Below are 16,668 nucleotides of genomic sequence, written 5' to 3'. Positions count from 1 at the left end.
CGAGCACCAGGCCGTGGACGGGCGCGCGCTGAACGGCACCGAACTCGCCCGCCTGGCCGCCGCGCTCGCCGCCTTGCCAGGCCCTCGACAGCGTCCCGGGCGCCGGCTTGTTCCCTCCGCCGTTCAGCCGCGCACACCGATCGCGGTCGCCCCGGGGCCGCTGTCCCCGGGGCGGCTGGTGATCTGTTCCCGCCCTCTCCCTAAGGGACGGCCGGACTACGCCAGAAAGGGATCACGGACCAGCTTCGTAGCTGGTTGACAGTCCAGCGTGGATCGGTCGGCGGGCCGTGAATGATGCGGTGGATGTAGGGGCGGCCGACGCTGTACTCGGTGGCCAGGTCGTCCAGCGACACCTCGCCGGCGGCGTAGCGGCGGCGGATCGACCACCGCACTGGCTCGGGCAGTTTGGGCTGCTGGCCCTTGAGTCTGCCGCTCTTCTTCACAGCGCCAGGCCCCAGCGGGTGCGCAGGTAGCCCAGGTACGACACGCTGTTACCCGGCACACCATGGCCGACGGCGAGATCTACAAGAACGCGCCCACCGCGATTCCCTTTGCATCGACATCTGCGTCCTTGCACTGGAGGTCAATGATTCATGCGCTCCACGTCAATGACATTGATTGACTCTCAGCGAAGAATCGGACCGTATGGAGTTGACTGAGTGCCGGATAGGGGATCGTTCAGAAAGCCTCTCGCGATCAGTTGAAACGATCCCCCTGTTCGGACTCAGGCTCGCTCGGCGAGGAGCCTCCGAGAGTCAAAGGTGATCATGATGAAACGCTCGATGACAGTCATGTCCGCGGTAGCCGCAGTTCTCGCCGGTGGTGCCGCGCTGTCGGCCGCGGACGCCGAGACCGCACGGCCTGCGGCGGCCGCGAGCGCCCCGAGCGCAGCGGCGAAGGGAGGGGCCTCCGGTCCATGGCGGCTCAACGGCGGAGCCAAATGGCCGGGCCGGGCGACGGGCGACGTCCGGGTGAAGAACGCCCACGTGCGGATCTGCTTCAACTTCTGGGGCTCGGGAACGAAGAAGGGCTTCAGCATCTATCTCGTGCGCACCGGAGCCCACGGCTACCAGAAGACCATCTGGAGCAAGAAGTACTGGGGGCCGAAGAACAAGACGTGCAGTCCCTGGAAAGCAAAGAACACCGGGTATATGCAGGCCTACATGAGCGTACGGTCCAAGGCCTACGGTGACGTGTGGATCTACTGGTACTAACGACCTCGGGCATGGTTGTGGTGGCGGCCGGGTTCTTTGATGGTTGATCATGGTCGAATGGTCCGGTCGGTGGCTCGTGCAGTGGTTGCAAGGACCTCGCCGGATCACCGGTCTGTCGCCGGCAATGATCGCCGAATTGGTGGCGGAGGTTGGGCCGTGCGGCAGGAGCGGCACCAAGCGATGCTGGCCGCTCGTCCGCGGCGGCGGGCTGTGGGCACCGAGGCGAAGTACGAACCGGTGTTCGTGGACCGGCCGCTGGCCACGCTGATCCAGTCCGGGACGGCTACCTGGCCGACGTGCCGAACGCCGAGCGGGAGGGACGCCTCGGAAATCAGAACGTGTTCTTGTCAATGGCGGCGGTGTCGAGCAGGCTACGTCGCATGGACCTGAACGCCCTGGAAGAGATCCGTCAGGTGAAGTACCGCTACCTGCGCTGCCTGGACCTGAAGGACTGGGACGGGTTCGCCGACACCCTCACCGAGGACGCCCTGGGCGCCTACGGGACCCGCGCGGTCGGCGAGCCGCTGCGCCTGGAAGGCCGCGACGCCATCGTCGGCTACATGCGAGACAACCTCGGCCCCGAGATCACCACGGTGCACTTCGCGGGCCAACCCGAGATCCGGGTCGACGGCGACACGGCCGAGGGCACCTGGTGCCTCGAGGACACCGTCATCGCCAAGGCGTTCCGGGTGCTGATCCGCGGATCCGCCTTCTACGAGGAGACGTATCGGCGCTGCGCGGACGGCGGGTGGCGCATCAGCGGCATCGGCTATGAACGGACCTACGAATACTCGATATCGCTCGATGACGTGCCCAGCTTCAGGCTGCTGGCAGACCGCTGGGCGCCCTCGCCCTCGCGGCCGGGAACCTGATCTGCACCAAGAGTCAGGCTCGATGCGTGCCGCCGCCCGTCCCCAACGCGCCGTGGACGAGGTAATGACCGGCTGAGGTTGTCGCGGACGGCGCCAGTGCTGGCACGGCCGTCCGCCCGAATACGACCGCCTGCATGAGGTGTGCGCGGCCTTGGGGCGCTGCGCTTGCTGAGAAGCACGTCCATGCAGCGCGCCTGACACACGCGACCTACATCGCGAGCAGCGGGGCCGCGGCGCAGGCGGCCGGGGGCATCACCTGAGTCAGGCCTTGGCGCGCTGCTGCTTGAGGCGGAGTTCCTCCTTGCGGACCTCGGCTTGGACGGCTTGCTCGCGTTCCAGCCAGTCGGGCCGCTCGGCCTTCAGGTTCTCGATCTCGGCCGTGGTGAGGGGGCCCGTGATGCCGGCGCGGGCCAGCCCTGAGACGGAGACACGGAGCTTGGCGGCGACGACCTGGCGGGGGTGGGGGCCCTCACGGCGCAGGTTCGCCAGCCATGAGGGCGGGTCGGCCTGGAGGGCGTTCAATTCGTCCCGGGAGACAGGACCTTCCTGGAACTCGGCGGGTGCTGCCGACAGCAGGATCCCCAGCTTCTTGGCCGCGGTCGCGGACTTCATGGTCTGCGAGGTCTTTGCTTTGGACGTGCCCATGACCTCAAGGGTAGCCAGCGGGAGGGCACTGCCTGGACATGACTAGGGTGGCGGAGTGACCGATGGAGAGTTCCGGCTGGCCTACGTGCCGGGGGTGACGCCCGGGAAATGGGCCGGGGTGTGGGCCGAGCGGGTCCGCGAGGTGCCGCTTCGCCTGCTGCAGATGCCGGCGACCGAGGTCGTCCCCCTGCTGCGGAACGGTGGCGTGGACGCGGCGTTCGTCCGCCTGCCCGTCGACCGCGAGGCCCTCCATGTGATCCCGCTGTACCTGGAGACGACCGTGGTCGTGGTGCCCAAGGATCACGCGGTGGCCGCAGCGGAGGAGGTGGAGCTCGCCGATCTCGCCGACGAGGACGTGTTCGAGCCGCTCGACGATGTCTTGACCTGGGACGACCGCCCCGGGCAACCTGCCTTCACCCGTCCTGAGAGCACCGCCGGCGCGATCGAGCTGGTGGCGTCGGGAGCCGGCGTCCTGCTGCTCCCGCAGTCCCTGGCCCGCCTCCACCACCGCAGAGACCTCACCTACCGAACCGTCACCGACGCTCCTCAGTCCCAGATCGGCCTGGCCTGGCTCGAAGTCGAGACGACCGACCTCATGGAGGAACTGATCGGCATCGTCCGCGGCCGCACCCCCAACAGCTCCCGTGGCCGCAATCCCCGCCAACAACCCGCGGCTAAGAAGCCACCGCCACAGCGCTCCCCCTCCAAGCCCCGCCGCCAGAAGCGCCGCCGGAGGTGACGCGAGCCGCGCTCACCGACAGCACCCCCGCCGTTCCACGCCAATATGAGATGGCCCTCCGCCAGTTGACGCCGCGGCGAGCGACTCACTCGGGGCGCGCGGCGAATGCGATGCTCGATGACCGCCAGCACGTACATGCGGGCGCTCCAGCAGCGCCTCGGCGTCGGAACGCAGGGAGCTGACCCCGCAGGCGGCCACCTCGACGCCGAGCACCAACAACTCGCAGGTAGCCCCGGCTCGGGGTCTCCCCCGCGATCAGGCCGTGGTGCCAGCGCAACACAACGTGCTGGAGCGCCGACTCGGCAGCGCACGGGTGCGCTTCACCGTCCCCGACCGAGCACCGCCGCCAGGACGACACGGCGTGGCCCGACAGCCGCCTGACGGGTCGGTGGAGACCGTTGACCAGAAATGAGAACACGTTACAGTTTCTGCCATGACCGCAGTCACCTGGGACGCGCCGGATGGCGACCACCCCGCGCGCCGGGCGGTACGCGCGGCGATGAGCGCGGCCGCGGGCGGGCGCAAGCAGGAGTGGCTCGCACTGTTCGGCCCGGACGCCGTCATCGAGGACCCCGTCGGCCCCTCGATGCTCGATCCCGAGGGCAGGGGGCACCGGGGGCCGGACGGGATCGAGCGGTTCTGGGACGAGAACATCGCCCGGGTGCGGAAGTTCCACTTCCGGGTGAGCGACTCGTTCGCCAACGGCCCCGCCTGCGCCAACGTCGTCACCATCACCGCGACGCTGGACGGCGGGACCACCATGACGATCGACTGCCTGACCGTCTACACCGTCGATGGCGACGGCCTGATCACCTCGTTCCGCGCCCACTGGGAACCGGATCGCGTGATGGCCACCCTGACCTCGCCGTAGGGCGCGGCATCGCTTCACGCGGTCGCCGCCGGCCGCGCCGGGCGGTCGGCTGCGTGCCGCTCAGTGGTCGATGTCGATGACCACCTTTCCCAAGGCCGTGCCGTTCTCCACGGCGGCGTGTGCTTCGGCCACCGTCTCGAGGCTGAAGCGCTGCGGGTCGAGCAGGGGACGGAGTCCGCCGGCGTCCGCGAGTGCGGCGGCCTCCCGGAGGATCTGGCCGTGGTGCTCGCGTCCGGCTCCTGTCAACATCGGCAGCAGGGTGAACACGCCCGAGTAGCTGGCGCCGCGGAACGACAGGGGTGCGAGGCTGTGCGTCCCCCATCCCAGGGCACTGACCACGTGCCCGGTATAGGTGCGCACGGCCTTGAACGAGGCGTCCAGGACCGCGCCCCCGACGGTGTCGAACACCACGTCGAAGCCGGCGCCGCCGGTATGTTCGGCCACGTACTCCTCGACGGACGTCGTGGCGTAGTCGATCGGCGTCGCGCCGAGGTCCCGGACGAGGGGCGCCTTGGCGGCCGACGCGGTCGCGTAGACCTCTGCGCCGCGGGAAACCGCGAGTTGGACCGCGACACCGCCCACCCCGCCGGCGCCGCCGTGCACCAGGACGCGCTGGCCCGCCCGCACCTCGGCTCGGTCGACCAGCCCCTCCCACGCCGTGATCACGGCGAGGGGCAGCGCCGCCGCCTCGCGCATCTCCAAGGAGGCCGGCTTGGGGGCCAGCAGGCGGGCGTCGACGGCGGCGAACTGCGCCAGCGATCCCTGCAGATCGCCCACTCCGCCGGTCAGCCCGTACACCTCGTCACCTGGCCGGAAGCCGGTCACCTCCGGTCCCGCCTCCACGACCACGCCGGCCAGGTCCAGGCCCAGAACCGCCGGCAGCCGGCTGCGCGCATGATCCGCCCGGCCCGCTCGGATCTTGGTGTCGAGCGGGTTGACGCCGCTCGCGCGAATCCGGACCAGCACCTGTCCCGTCCCCGGCACGGGGTGGGGCACCTCGCGCAGATCCAGGTGACCACCGAACTCTTCCAGCACGACAGCACGCATGGCATATCTCCCTTTCTCCCGTTGCCACGAGTGTCGGTGCTGTGAGCGCCCGCTCGCATCCGTGACGTCCCCGGCGGCGTGCCCAGGAAATCAGCCGGCGTGCCCGGCGACGCGCCGGTCCCGGCGATGATCGGCGCGCTCCGCGACCTGCCTCCGCGCCGGGACCGGACGCTGGACGGCGCGGGGGTTTCGGGTACCCCCGGCGACGCAGGTCGTCGGGCACTGGGCATTCTCGCCGGGGACCGACGGATGCGAGTGGCGGGACGCCGAGAACAGACTGGCCGCATGCCGTGTCGAACCGAGAGGACCAGACCATGAGCATCACGATGGATTCCGCCGCCAAGCCCACGATCGTGCTCGTGCACGGGGCGTTCGCCGAGTCGTCGAGCTGGAACGGCGTCATCGCCGCACTGCTCGACGACGGCCACCCCGTGATCGCCGTCGCGAACCCGCTGCGCGGGGTCGCGTTCGACGCCGACTACCTGCGCGGCGTCCTCGCCGGGATCGACGGCGACGTCATCTGCGTCGGCCACTCGTACGGCGGCATCGTCATCACCAACGGGGCCGCCGGGAACGGCAACGTGAAAGCGCTGGTCTACATCGGCGCCTTCGCCCCCGACAGGGGGGAGAGCGCCGCCGACCTCGCGAACCGCTACGAGGGAAGCACCCTCGGGGAGACGCTCGCACCCGTGAAGCTCCCCGACGGCGGGACGGACCTGTACATCCGGCAGGACCGTTACCACGCGCAGTTCGCCGCCGACTCCCCGGCCCGCGAGGCCGCGGTGATGGCCGTGACGCAGCGCCCGATCGTCGAGTCCGCGCTGGCCGAGCCCTCGGGCGAGCCGGCCTGGAAGACGATCCCGTCGTGGTTCCTGATCGGCGGCAAGGACAAGAACATCCCCGCTGCGGCCCAGCGCTTCATGGCGGAGCGGGCGGGATCCCGGCGGACCGTGGAGTTGCCCGAGGGCTCGCACTCCGTCGGCATCCCGGAGGCCGCCGCCGTCGCCGACCTCGTCCGGGAGGCCGCCGCCTCCACGCCGTGACCGCGGTGGACGCGCCACCGGTCCTTCGAACCAGCAAGGGGTCCCATCATGACCGACCAGTCCACCGCCGGCATCGTTCTGGAGCCCGCCTCGCAGCGGCTCTCCGACGCCACCGCGCACCCGCCCTTCCTGTACGAACTGGGGGTGGAGAAGGCCCGCAAGGTCCTCGACGACCTCCAGGCGGAACCGATCGAGAAGCTCCCCGCCGAGTCGGAATGGATCACCGTCCCTGTCGACGCCGGCGACGTGAAGGTGCGCGTCGTGCGCCCGCGGGACGCCGCGGGGCCGCTGCCGGCCGTGCTGTACATGCACGGCGGCGGGTGGGTCCTCGGCAACGCGGACACGCACGACCGGCTCGTCCGCGAACTCGCGGTGGGGGCGGGGGCCGCCGTGGTGTTCGTCGAGTACACGCGCTCGCCGGAAGCCCGCTACCCCGTCGCCGTCGAGCAGGGGTACGCGACCGCCCAGTGGATCGTCCGGCACGGCCGTGAGCACGGTCTCGACCCCGACCGCCTGGCCGTCGCCGGCGACTCCGTGGGCGGGAACATGGCGGCGGCGCTGACCCTGCTGGCCAAGGAGCGCGGCGACGTCCGGTTCGTCCACCAGTCCCTGTACTACCCGGTCACCGACGCGCGCATGGACACCGGCTCCTACGCCCGGTTCGCGACCGGCTACTTCCTCACGGCGAAGGCCATGGAGTGGTTCTGGGACGCCTACCTGCCCGACGCCTCGCGCCGCGCGGCCATCACCGTCTCGCCCCTGCGGGCGAGCCCGGACCAGCTGGCGGGCCTTCCCCCCGCCTTCGTGATCGTGGACGAGGCGGACGTGCTGCGCGACGAGGGCGAGGCGTACGCCGCGAAACTCCGCGCCGCGGGCGTCCCGGTGACCGCGGTCCGCTATGACGGCATCACCCACGACTTCATGATGCTCAACCCGCTCAGCGGGACCAATGCCGCCCGTGCGGCCGTCGCCCAGGCCGTCGCGGTGCTCCGCGCGGCGCTGGACTCCGACGGCTGATACGGGCGCGGGAGCCCGGACCGAGCCATGAGGGAGGAACGGATGGCACCGCCGACAGAGGACTTCGACCTTCTCGTCGTGGGCGGCGGCAAGGCCGGCAAGACGCTCGCCATGGACCGGGCGCGGAGCGGCGCCCGGGTGGCGATGGTGGAGCGGGGCATGATCGGGGGCACGTGCATCAATGTCGCGTGCATCCCGACCAAGGCCCTCGTCGCGAGCGCCCGCGCCCGCAGGACGCTGGACCGCGGCCGCGAACTCGGGCTCATCGTGGACGGTGCGGAGGCCGACGTCGACCTGCTGCGGGCGCACAAGAGCGATGTCGTCGACGGGATGGTCGCGCTCAACCACAAGCAGTTCCTCGACTCGGGCATGGACCTGGTGATCGGGCAAGCGCGGTTCGTCGCCGAGCGCACGGTCGACGTCCGGCTGAGCGACGGCGGCAGGCGGGTGCTGCGCGGCGCCGACACGGTCATCAACACCGGCACGCGGCCGCGCCTCCCCGCCATCCCGGGACTGGACGCGGCCGGGGCGCTGACGAGCGAGAGCCTGCTGCGGTTGGAGTCGATCCCCGGCCGGCTGATCGTGCTGGGTGACGGGCCCATCGGCCTGGAGTTCGCCGACATGTTCGCCGCGTTCGGCAGCCGGGTCACCGTGGTGAGCCGGCATTCCCGGCTGCTGCCGCGTGAGGACGCCGAGATCGCGGCGGCGGTGCGGGACCTGCTGTCCGGCCACGGGGTCACCGTCCTGCTCGAGCGCGAGGTCGCGCGCGTCGGCCGTGACGCCGGCGGGGAGGTGACCGTGGTGCTGGAGGACGGCCTGGAACTGGCCGGTGACGACGTGCTGGTCGCCGTGGGACGGCAGCCGGTCACGGAGGAGCTCGATCTGCCGCGGGCGGGCGTTGCGGTCACCGCCGCCGGGTTCGTCGACGTCGACGAGCACCTGGCCACGACCGCGCCGCACACCTGGGCGGCGGGCGACGTGGCCGGAAGCCCGCAGTTCACCCACGCCTCCCTCGACGACTACCGGATCCTCAAGGAGAACCTGGGGGGCGGCTCCAGGTCCTCCAAGGGCCGGCTGGTGCCACGCACGACGTTCCTCAGCCTGGACCTCGCCCACGTGGGCCTCACCGAGGAGGAGGCCCGGCGGCTCGGCCACCCCGTGAAGATCGCCCGCCTGCCCGTGTCGGCCATTCCCCGCGCGCGCACGACCGGGGAGACGCGGGGGCTGTGGAAGGCCGTCGTCCACGCGGACACGAACCGCATCCTGGGCGCGACGCTGCTCGGGCCGGAGACCGGCGAGGTCATCACCACCGTGCAGACCGCGATGCTCGCCGGCCTGCCCTGCACCGCCCTCCGGGACATGATGATCACCCACCCAACCATGTCCGAAGGGCTCGCCATGCTCTTCGCGGGCCCGGCTGACGACTGACGGCGGGCTCGCCTCCACCCGCATTCCGGGCACACCCGCCCCGACCTGGGCAGACCACCGTTCGTAACCGTAGAGTGGCGTCAGCGACCCCCTGCGGACGGAGGTGGGATGTCGTCGACCGATCCGACCGGCCCGCGTCCTTCCGCATGGCCGCAGCGGTCCGGGCTGCTGGGGCGGCGTGCGGAGTGCGAGGCGCTCGATCGGCTGGTGGACGCCGTGCGCGCCGGGGAGAGCCGGTCGCTGATGATCCGTGGGGAGCCGGGGACGGGCAAGTCGGCGCTGCTGGAGCACCTGGAGCGGCGGGCCGACGGCTGCCGCGTGGTGCGCGCCGCGGGGGTCCAGTCGGAGATGGAACTCGCCTTCGCGGCCGTGCACCAGTTGTGCGCGCCGATGCTGGACCTGCTCGGCAGGCTGCCGGAGCCGCAGCGCGATGCGCTGAGCACGGCGTTCGGCCTGCGCAGCGGGCCGCCGCCGGACCGCTTCCTGCTGGGCCTGGCCGTGCTCGGCCTGTTCGCCGCGACGGCGGAGAGTCGTCCGCTCGTGTGCGTGGTCGACGATGTCCAGTGGCTGGACAAGGCTTCCGCGCAGCTCCTGGCGTTCGTGGCGCGCCGCCTGGGCACAGAGTCGGTGGCCTGCGTGTTCGCGGTCCGCGACGCGGAGGAGGGCGCGGAGCACGACGTGGAGTCCCCCGGCGGGTGGGGGCTTCCGGAGATGGAGCTGCGGGGCCTGGGCGACCGTGACGCGCGGGAGCTGCTGCGGCGGGCGATACCGGGTCCGCTGGACGAGAGGGTGCGCGACCAGATCATCGCCGAGGCCCGCGGCAACCCGCTGGCCCTACTGGAGCTGCCGCTCGGCTCGACCCCCGCGGAACTGGCGGGCGGCTTCGGGCTCCCCGGGACGCGAACGCTCTCCCACCGCATCGAGGACGGTTACCAGCGGCAGCTGGAGCGGTTGCCCTCGGCCACGCGGCGGCTGCTGCTGCTGGCCGCCGCCGAGCCGCTCGGCGACGCGGCACTGGTCTGGCGGGCGGCCTCCGGGATGGGCATCACCGACGGCACCGGGGCCGCCGCCGCCGCGGACCATCTGATCCAGTTCGGCACCCTGATCCGCTTCCGGCATCCGCTGGTGCGCTCGGCGGTCTACCGGGCCGCGACGGCGGAGGAACGGCTGGGCGCGCACGCGGCGCTGGCGGACGCTACCGACGCCCGCGCCCATCCGGAACGCCGTGCCTGGCATCGTGCGCACACGACCGCCGAGCCCGACGAGGAGATCGCCGCGGAACTCGAACGCTCGGCCGGGCATGCGCAGGCGCGCGGCGGCCTGGCCGCGGCGGCGGCCTTCATGCAGCGCGCCGTCACGCTCACCCCCGATCCCGCGCGCCGCGCCGAGCGCGCCCTGACCGCCGCCCACGCCCAGCAGGAGGCCGGCGCGGCCGAAGCCGCCCGAAGGCTGCTGGCCGCGGCCCAGGCGGGGCCGCTCGACGAGCGGCAGCGCGCCCGGGCGACCCTGCTGCACGCTGAGATCGAGTTCTCCGCGCACCACGGCAGCCTGGCTCCGCCCCTGCTCCTCGATGCCGCCAAGCAACTGGAGCCGCTGGACCTGCCGCTGGCGCGTGACACCTACCTCCAGGCCCTGTCCGCCGTGATGTTCGCCGGCCGCCTGGCGCAGGGCAGCGGCCTGCTGGAGATCGCCGCGGCGGCCCGTGCCGCGCCGCGTCCGCCGGCGCCCTGCCGGGCCGCCGATCTCCTCCTGGACGCCTTGGCCGTGCTGTTCACCGAGAACGCGACGGCGGCGGCCCCGGCGATGAGGCGGGCGCTGCACGCCTTCCTGAGCGAGGACGTCTCCGCGGAGGAAGAACTGCGCTGGCTGTGGCTCGCGTTCATCACGGCCATGGCCCGGTGGGACGACGAGGCGGGCCGGTCGCTGACCGACCGCCACGTCCGTCTGGCACGGGAGACCGGCGCCCTCGCGGTGCTGCCTCTCGCCCTGAGCTCGCGCATCATGATGCGCCTCTTCGAAGGTGACCTGGCCGAGGCGACGACGCTCAGCGTGGAGGTGGACACCCTCACCGCGGCGACCGGGATGCAGATCACGAACTACGGTGCTCTCGCTCTCGCCGCGTGGCGAGGCCGCGAAGCGGAGGTCGAGGAGCTGAGGGCGGCGGCCGTCAGCGAGGCGACGTCGCGGGGCGAGGGCGTGGGTCTGAGCGTGGTTCAGTGGACGAGCGCCGTGCTCTACAACGGTCTGGGGCGGTACGAGAAGGCTCGGGACGCCGCCCGGCAGGCCGGCGCGGCCCCTCCGGCACCGGGCGTCGCGCCCCAGTGGGCGCCGACCGAACTGGTCGAGGCGGCCGTCCGTTGCGGAGACGCGCGACTCGCCGCAAGGGCACTCGGGCAGCTGATGGAGACCGCAGAGGCGAGCGAGACGGACTGGGCGCGGGGAATCGCGGCCCGCTCACGAGCGCTCGTCGGCCACGGCGACGAGGCGGAGGCCCTCTACGGCGAGGCGATCGACCGGCTCGGCCGCACCCGGCTGCGCTCGGAGACGGCCCGCGCCCACCTGCTGTACGGCGAATGGCTTCGCCGCGAGCGGCGCCGGCTCGAAGCGCGCGACCACCTGCGCGACGCGCATGGGATGTTCACCGCGATGGGCATGGAGGCGTTCGCCGAGCGCGCCGCACGGGAGCTGCGGGCGACGGGCGAGACCGCGCGCAGGAGAAGCGCCGAGGCCGACGGCGACCTGACCCCGCGAGAGCTGCAGATCGCACGTCTCGCCAGCACGGGCCTGACCAATCCCGAGATCGGCGGCAGGCTGTTCATGAGCCCGCGCACGGTCGAGTATCACCTGCGCAAGGTCTTCGCGAAGCGCGGCATCGCCTCGCGGACCGAGCTCGCGACCGTGCTCGCCGCCGACGCCGCCGCCGGACCGGCGGGCTGAGCGTGCCGGCCGGTCGGCGACAGCGGGACCGGCGAATCACACCGCTGATCACCCTGGGCACCGAAGCAGCGATGAAAGGCTTCCGCGTCAAGTACACCGTGGCCACAAAGCTGGTGAACGAGCTGGACGACTACTTCAGGGAGCAGATCCCCAAACTGGCCTTGGGCCGAGTATGTGACCGATCCCAGCCTGGTCGCGCTCGATAGGCAACGGTCTCTTGTAGTAGGCGGGGCTCGTTCGTCGACGCGTGGTGTTGTGCTGGAAGGTCGCCTCCGGGTCGGTGGGAGGCGGCCTTCCAGGCCGGCGTGCCTGCGGGTCGTGGTCAGGCGATCTGGAGGATGCTCTTGCCGCGGGTCGCGCCATCGGCGAGTCGCTGAATGGCGGTGTCGAGCTCGGCCGGCTCGTATTGGGCGGTGATGTCGATACGGACCTGGCCGTCGGTCAGGAGCTTGAGTGCCTGCTGGGCGCTGGCGGCGAGGCGTTCGGGGTGGGTTTCGCTGAGCAGGTTGCTGTTGTAGGTCAGGAGGGACTTGCCGTTCATGAGCAGGTCGTTGGCGGAGACTTCGACCGGTTCGAAGGTGGCGATGTTGCCGTAGACGGCCAGCCGGCCGTGGGGGGCGAGGCGTTCCAGGTTGGCGTGCCGGGTGGGGCCGCCGATGGGGTCGAGGATCACGTCGAAGTGGTCGTCGGCGAGTGCGTCGGGGAACTGCTCGCGGACCAGCACCCGGTCGTAGCCGAACGGTGCGGCGTAGCCGGCCTGGTCGTGGTTGCCGACGACGCCGACGATGGTGGCGGCTCCGGCGGCCTTGGCGAACTGGGCGGCCAGGGTGCCGACGCCGCCTGCGGCGGCGTGGATGAGCACGCTGTCACCGGGCCGGACGCGGGTCACGGTGTTGATCAGGTCGAAGGCGGTGGGGGTGACCCAGCCGAAGCCCGCGGCGACCCGCGGGTCCAGGCCGGTGGCCTCAAGGGTGAGCACGGCGGGTGCGATGACGACTTCGGCGTAGGCGCCGGCGCTGGTCAGCGCGGTGACCGGTGTGCCGATGCGGGCCGGGTCGATGCCGTCGCCGACCGCGACGATGTGCCCGGCGGCCTCGAAGCCGGGGACGAACGGGCGTGGCACGGGGAAGTGGCCGTTGCGGACCAGCACGTCGCCGTACTGGATCCCGGCGTAGGCGACCCGGATGGCCACCTGGCCGGGGCCGGGGGTGGGCTCGTCGATGTCGGTGAGGTGGAACTGGTCGTCGGTGTCGAGCACGACAGCCTGCATGATGACAATCTCCTGAGTCGTCTCAGTATCCTGACACTCAAGGACCGTAATCAGTATCAGGATGCTGAGTCAACTCAGCATCCTGCGAAGGTGGTGGGAGTGATGGCGGAGATCCCGGTCGAGGAGTATCTGTGCACCCGGATCAGGCGCACCGAGCAGGCACTGATGGGGCACCACGAGGCGGTGCTGCGCGGGCACGGGCTCACCATGACGCAGTACACGGTGCTGCTGACGCTCGCCCGTGAAGGCGGCATGTCCGGCGCCCAGCTCGCCCGTGCGTGCGGCGTCACCCAGCAGACCATGGCCACCGTGCTCACGGGCCTGCAGAACAAGAACCTCATCACCCGCGAGCCGTCCCCGGTGCACGCCAAGGTGATGATCGCCACCCCTACCGGGATGGGCCGCGAGCTGCTGGACCGCGCCTACCAGGAGGTGATCGTGCTGGAGCGTGCGCTCACCGACGCGTTCACATCCGCCGAACACGCCGCCTTCTGCGAACTGCTCGAACGCGCGACGGCCATCTTGATCGAGCAGACCCCGCGGCCCGAGACCAAGCCCGCCACTTGAAGCACGCAGCTTTTCGAGGTGCATGAAGCCTCGTCGCTACTGACCGTCGGAGGTCACGAGGGCCGGTCCCTGCTCGGCCACTGCCGGGCACGAGGCCGGGGATAAGCCGCCCACACACCGCGCGCCCCAATTGACTGTGCGGCGCCCCCGGCTCGGGTCCTCCACGACGAGACGGCCAGCCTTTTCAGGCCGGATCGTGTGCGCCGCACTTCACTGCGCCGGCGAACCTCGCCCAACCGCGGGGAGACAAAACCATCACTGGGCCCAGTGGCGCTCGGCTGTCCCTTATCCAGACATGCGACCGCAGGAAAGTGACCTCAACACAGTTGCCGGAAGAGTTGCTTCGAAGACCCTTGCGCCACACGGCATCGGCGAGATCAAGCGGTCCTTCTATGTCTCTCATGGACGACCCGATAACCCGGACAACTGACCATATTCCAAATGCACCATTTCGGCGTTCTCCAAAAAGGATTAATGGCAAGACCTAAAATGGAGGCACGTTGCGGTGCATCGGATGGCTGTGCTTCGGGGGCCGCCCCGTGATGCTCCCGAATCATCATGGGGCGGGAGGCACTGGCGCCGCCTCGCTCGACCCGCTGAGACCGGTGCCGCTGAGACCGGCACCGAGCAGGCCGGTGCATGGGATTGCTGCCGACCCGTCGGCGAGCGGATGGAGCCAAACGCTGCTCGGTCTGAGCGGCCTGAGCGAGGAGGTCAGGGGAATCGGCCGAAGCCCGATAACCGGCACGGAAATCCGGCTACCTTTGGTCTGCCCGAAAACCGGCCGCAAAGGATCGTCGTGAGCAGACCCGCCATACGTCTCGGCGCCAGCGTGCTGGCCCTCGCCGCCTCCCTCGCCGCGTCCGCGTGCCAGGACAAGGCGAAGACCGACGCCACGTCCGACCCGAAGGCCGGCCCGCCGGTCGCGAGTTCCACACCCTCGGCGCCCAGCCCGTCAGCTCCGTTGCCCTCCTCGACCACGGTGCCCAAGACCACCGAGGCCGCGATCGCGCGTTACGTGACCGTTCTGCACGCGCTGAGCCGAGGCGACCTGAAGACCGTGTGCGCCATTGCCGGGCCGGCGGCAAAGAAGGCCGAGGCCGAGGGCTTCGGGAAATGCCAGACCACCTTCGCCATCATGCGGACCATGTTCTCCGACACGCAGTTGAGCGCACTGCGGAGCGCCACCATCAACAAGACGAGGGTGACGAGGCGGGCCAACGGAGACGTGCACATCCCGACGCGTGCCGTGGTCTCCACCGCGAGGTTCACCGAACACGACCTCGGCGGTGTGACGCTGTCGTACCGGCACGGCAACTGGTTCATGATCGACTGAGGGCGGACGATTCCACAGGTGGTCGCCGCGGAGCGCCGTCCCGATTCACTGGCCGATCTGGGTGGCGCCCGCACGCAGTCGTCCACCCGCGGCAACCTTGCGCGCCGGCGGGTGAGGCCAGGGACGTCGCCGGTGCGGTGGCCTCGATTGCGCCTGACCCGAAGGTGGACGGCGGACAGGAAGTACGGCAACGGCATCACCGAGGACTACGAGGCGCTCGCCGAAAAGACTTCCCGGTAGGACCTCGGCCACCTCTTCAAGGTGTGGCTCCACAGGGCCGGGCAAACTCACCACGTGGTGACCGTGGTCTTCCAGTTCCGGCCAGTGCCCTTGCCTGGCGGCCGTGGACACATGTCGATCTTGTTCAATAGCATGCGATCCGGTCACGTCGGTCGTGGCCGAAGTGACCGGATCGGAGATCTCCGCATGCGATCTGTATCGCGATTCGCGCGCCCATTGTGCCTGTCGGCGGCCGCGGCGGGACTGATTCTCGGAGCGGCATCGCCGGCGGCCGCCGCGGACCCGGAGAACGTCGGCTGGCTGTACACGGAAACGCACAGCGGCGCGGTGTTCTTCGATGCGGATCTTGCGGGATACCCCTCGTACGAGAAGATCACTGTGTGCGACAACCTGACCGACGGCCGGGGAATCGAGGCGTACCTCGAAGGGAACGATCCGTTCGAGCCCGAGGCCGTCGTCGGCTATTACTTCCAGGATCCATCCCACGACGGCCAATGCCGTTCTTGGGCGACCAACTACTTCGCCGACGGGAAATCCGTGTTCGTCAAGGTCTGCGAGTACTGGGGCGACAACCGCGCGAACTGCCACTGGGCCAGCGGCGTGGCTTAGCGGCCCCGGTCGCCGAGGCCTGGACCGGCCGATGGGAGGCTGCCGGTAGACCTCCCCGCTGACCGCCGGCGAGAAGTGCCCGCACAGATCGGCGATCGCCTCGATGCGCAGCCCGCCGTCACTCGTGGCCGAGACGAACGAGTGACGCAGTTCCCGCGGTGACCAGGTCTCCCCCGTCCCCGCCTTCTTGGTGATGAGCCGGAACGCCCTCCGCACGTTGGCGACATCCAGCGGTCGGCCGCTTGTCGAGGAGAGCACCAGGCCGTCGTCCTGCCACGCCTCCCCCGCTTTGAGCCGTTGCGAGGCCTGCCGCGCATGGTGCTTACGCAGAGCCTCCGTCGCCCGTCCAGGGATTTCACCGTCCGGCGCGACCTCTCGGTCTTGGTGTCACCGCCCGCCACACGTAGATGGCGAACCTGTCGCGCATACTCGACCGAGTCCGGCGCGGTCAGCAGCAGCTCAGGCAGGGACGGTCCGATTCGCAGACCACCATCAGCCTGTTGCAGTTGCGGGCCGGGCAGATCCTCGGCAGCACGTACTTCACCATCCGGGAGACCGGGAATCTCCGCAGGGTCGGGGAAAAGGAGGAGCGCATCGCCGCCGTGGCGACCTGGAAGGACGCCCCTTAGTGCGTGTTTGAGAAGGGTCTTGTCAGGTGTATTCGAGGTGGCGTCGGTGTTGACGGACGGTGGGGCGTCCGCCGCGGGCTAGGTGTTCTGTCTATGGAGGTTGTGAACGCGGGGACACGGTCGGATGATCTTGGAATGAGGGAGGGCCTCCGGGTTCGGTGTGGATTGCGACATCTACGCCGACACCGCAGGAGGCCCTCATGC

At 70.5% G+C, this 16,668-nt stretch carries 18 protein-coding genes and 1 pseudogene; 13 read left to right on the top strand and 6 right to left on the bottom strand.

The features are described from left to right. Positions 1-200: 200 nt before the first annotated feature. On the bottom strand, positions 201-443 hold the full coding sequence (locus tag J4557_RS43940) for a hypothetical protein (RefSeq protein ID WP_208272961.1): 243 nt from the start codon (positions 441-443) through the stop codon (positions 201-203). Positions 444-767: 324 nt separating this feature from the next. Between J4557_RS43940 and J4557_RS43935 the strand changes: the two genes are divergently transcribed. Then, a complete protein-coding gene (locus J4557_RS43935) occupies positions 768-1,214 on the top strand; it encodes a hypothetical protein (RefSeq protein WP_208272959.1) in 447 nt (148 codons plus the stop codon). A 296-nt stretch (positions 1,215-1,510) separates the two neighbouring features. Continuing rightward, complete coding sequence (locus J4557_RS43930; RefSeq protein ID WP_307800554.1) at positions 1,511-2,086, top strand: nuclear transport factor 2 family protein; 576 nt, start codon at positions 1,511-1,513, stop codon at positions 2,084-2,086. A 261-nt stretch (positions 2,087-2,347) separates the two neighbouring features. Here J4557_RS43930 and J4557_RS43925 read toward each other — a convergent pair whose 3' ends face one another. After that, complete coding sequence (locus J4557_RS43925) at positions 2,348-2,731, bottom strand: DUF5997 family protein (RefSeq protein ID WP_208272957.1); 384 nt, start codon at positions 2,729-2,731, stop codon at positions 2,348-2,350. 55 nt (positions 2,732-2,786) lie between these two features. Here J4557_RS43925 and J4557_RS43920 point away from each other — a divergent pair, with 55 nt between their 5' ends. Together J4557_RS43920 and J4557_RS43915 are read left to right on the top strand one after the other, a co-directional pair. Beyond that, positions 2,787-3,470 carry a LysR family substrate-binding domain-containing protein gene (locus J4557_RS43920; RefSeq protein WP_307800553.1) on the top strand — a complete coding sequence of 228 codons (684 nt, stop codon included), beginning with the start codon at positions 2,787-2,789 and terminating at the stop codon, positions 3,468-3,470. Between the two features lie 433 nt (positions 3,471-3,903). Next, complete coding sequence (locus J4557_RS43915) at positions 3,904-4,341, top strand: nuclear transport factor 2 family protein (protein WP_208272955.1); 438 nt, start codon at positions 3,904-3,906, stop codon at positions 4,339-4,341. A gap of 60 nt (positions 4,342-4,401) precedes the next feature. Here J4557_RS43915 and J4557_RS43910 read toward each other — a convergent pair whose 3' ends face one another. Continuing rightward, entirely contained in the window at positions 4,402-5,388 is a 987-nt protein-coding gene (locus tag J4557_RS43910; RefSeq protein ID WP_208272953.1) for a zinc-dependent alcohol dehydrogenase family protein, read from the bottom strand. Positions 5,389-5,702: 314 nt separating this feature from the next. Here J4557_RS43910 and J4557_RS43905 point away from each other — a divergent pair, with 314 nt between their 5' ends. The 4 genes from J4557_RS43905 (at position 5,703) to J4557_RS43890 (ending at position 11,813) form a co-directional block, all read left to right on the top strand. Further along, the gene (locus J4557_RS43905; RefSeq protein ID WP_243777322.1) at positions 5,703-6,431 is read left to right on the top strand and encodes an alpha/beta fold hydrolase; all 729 of its coding nucleotides are present in this window, start codon (positions 5,703-5,705) and stop codon (positions 6,429-6,431) included. Between the two features lie 48 nt (positions 6,432-6,479). Further along, on the top strand, positions 6,480-7,448 hold the full coding sequence (locus tag J4557_RS43900; protein WP_208272951.1) for an alpha/beta hydrolase: 969 nt from the start codon (positions 6,480-6,482) through the stop codon (positions 7,446-7,448). Between the two features lie 42 nt (positions 7,449-7,490). Then, on the top strand, positions 7,491-8,876 hold the full coding sequence (locus J4557_RS43895) for a dihydrolipoyl dehydrogenase family protein (RefSeq protein WP_208272948.1): 1,386 nt from the start codon (positions 7,491-7,493) through the stop codon (positions 8,874-8,876). A 108-nt stretch (positions 8,877-8,984) separates the two neighbouring features. After that, entirely contained in the window at positions 8,985-11,813 is a 2,829-nt protein-coding gene (locus tag J4557_RS43890) for a helix-turn-helix transcriptional regulator (RefSeq protein ID WP_208272947.1), read from the top strand. Between the two features lie 322 nt (positions 11,814-12,135). Here the strand turns inward: J4557_RS43890 and J4557_RS43880 are convergent, their stop codons facing one another. After that, the gene (locus J4557_RS43880; protein ID WP_208272945.1) at positions 12,136-13,083 is read right to left on the bottom strand and encodes a quinone oxidoreductase family protein; all 948 of its coding nucleotides are present in this window, start codon (positions 13,081-13,083) and stop codon (positions 12,136-12,138) included. 102 nt (positions 13,084-13,185) lie between these two features. Between J4557_RS43880 and J4557_RS43875 the strand changes: the two genes are divergently transcribed. Further along, entirely contained in the window at positions 13,186-13,650 is a 465-nt protein-coding gene (locus tag J4557_RS43875; RefSeq protein ID WP_243777321.1) for a MarR family winged helix-turn-helix transcriptional regulator, read from the top strand. 184 nt (positions 13,651-13,834) lie between these two features. On the opposite strand, the gene J4557_RS43870 is transcribed toward J4557_RS43875, so the two are convergent. Then, complete coding sequence (locus J4557_RS43870; protein ID WP_208272943.1) at positions 13,835-14,053, bottom strand: DUF397 domain-containing protein; 219 nt, start codon at positions 14,051-14,053, stop codon at positions 13,835-13,837. Between the two features lie 396 nt (positions 14,054-14,449). Between J4557_RS43870 and J4557_RS43865 the strand changes: the two genes are divergently transcribed. Genes J4557_RS43865 through J4557_RS52015 form a run of 3 tightly spaced genes read left to right on the top strand, consistent with a single transcriptional unit; the run spans position 14,450 to position 15,835 of the window. Next, positions 14,450-14,986, top strand: a complete 537-nt coding sequence (locus J4557_RS43865; RefSeq protein ID WP_208272941.1) for a hypothetical protein — start codon at positions 14,450-14,452, stop codon at positions 14,984-14,986. Positions 14,987-15,004: 18 nt separating this feature from the next. Continuing rightward, positions 15,005-15,226, top strand: a complete 222-nt coding sequence (locus J4557_RS52020) for a hypothetical protein (RefSeq protein WP_307800552.1) — start codon at positions 15,005-15,007, stop codon at positions 15,224-15,226. A 54-nt stretch (positions 15,227-15,280) separates the two neighbouring features. Next, positions 15,281-15,835, top strand: coding sequence for a hypothetical protein (locus J4557_RS52015; protein WP_307800551.1), 555 nt, complete (start codon positions 15,281-15,283; stop codon positions 15,833-15,835). A gap of 54 nt (positions 15,836-15,889) precedes the next feature. On the opposite strand, the pseudogene J4557_RS52010 reads toward J4557_RS52015, so the two are convergent. After that, positions 15,890-16,165, bottom strand: a pseudogene (locus J4557_RS52010) (tyrosine-type recombinase/integrase); the annotation flags it as partial. Between the two features lie 170 nt (positions 16,166-16,335). Between J4557_RS52010 and J4557_RS51355 the strand changes: the two are divergent. Beyond that, positions 16,336-16,464 carry a hypothetical protein gene (locus tag J4557_RS51355; protein WP_279576410.1) on the top strand — a complete coding sequence of 43 codons (129 nt, stop codon included), beginning with the start codon at positions 16,336-16,338 and terminating at the stop codon, positions 16,462-16,464. The last annotated feature ends 204 nt before the right edge of the window (positions 16,465-16,668 follow it).

Origin of the sequence: Actinomadura nitritigenes (genome assembly GCF_017573545.1) — a bacterium.
In the GTDB taxonomy this organism is placed as follows: domain Bacteria; phylum Actinomycetota; class Actinomycetes; order Streptosporangiales; family Streptosporangiaceae; genus Spirillospora; species Spirillospora nitritigenes.
Note: the sequence above shows the minus strand (reverse complement) of the source record. Positions and strands in the feature narration are given on the sequence as shown.

What these genes read in the sequence shown, in the direction of transcription:
- J4557_RS43895 (WP_208272948.1), top strand. Translation starts at nt 7,491, where the DNA reads ATGGCACCGCCGACAGAGGACTTCGACCTTCTCGTCGTGGGCGGCGGC.
- J4557_RS43935 (WP_208272959.1), top strand. Translation starts at nt 768, where the DNA reads ATGATGAAACGCTCGATGACAGTCATGTCCGCGGTAGCCGCAGTTCTC.
- J4557_RS43870 (WP_208272943.1), bottom strand. Translation starts at nt 14,053, where the DNA reads ATGAGAGACATAGAAGGACCGCTTGATCTCGCCGATGCCGTGTGGCGC.
- J4557_RS43905 (WP_243777322.1), top strand. Translation starts at nt 5,703, where the DNA reads ATGAGCATCACGATGGATTCCGCCGCCAAGCCCACGATCGTGCTCGTG.
- J4557_RS43890 (WP_208272947.1), top strand. Translation starts at nt 8,985, where the DNA reads ATGTCGTCGACCGATCCGACCGGCCCGCGTCCTTCCGCATGGCCGCAG.
- J4557_RS43910 (WP_208272953.1), bottom strand. Translation starts at nt 5,388, where the DNA reads ATGCGTGCTGTCGTGCTGGAAGAGTTCGGTGGTCACCTGGATCTGCGC.
- J4557_RS43925 (WP_208272957.1), bottom strand. Translation starts at nt 2,731, where the DNA reads ATGGGCACGTCCAAAGCAAAGACCTCGCAGACCATGAAGTCCGCGACC.
- J4557_RS43875 (WP_243777321.1), top strand. Translation starts at nt 13,186, where the DNA reads ATGGCGGAGATCCCGGTCGAGGAGTATCTGTGCACCCGGATCAGGCGC.
- J4557_RS43900 (WP_208272951.1), top strand. Translation starts at nt 6,480, where the DNA reads ATGACCGACCAGTCCACCGCCGGCATCGTTCTGGAGCCCGCCTCGCAG.
- J4557_RS43880 (WP_208272945.1), bottom strand. Translation starts at nt 13,083, where the DNA reads ATGCAGGCTGTCGTGCTCGACACCGACGACCAGTTCCACCTCACCGAC.
- J4557_RS43915 (WP_208272955.1), top strand. Translation starts at nt 3,904, where the DNA reads ATGACCGCAGTCACCTGGGACGCGCCGGATGGCGACCACCCCGCGCGC.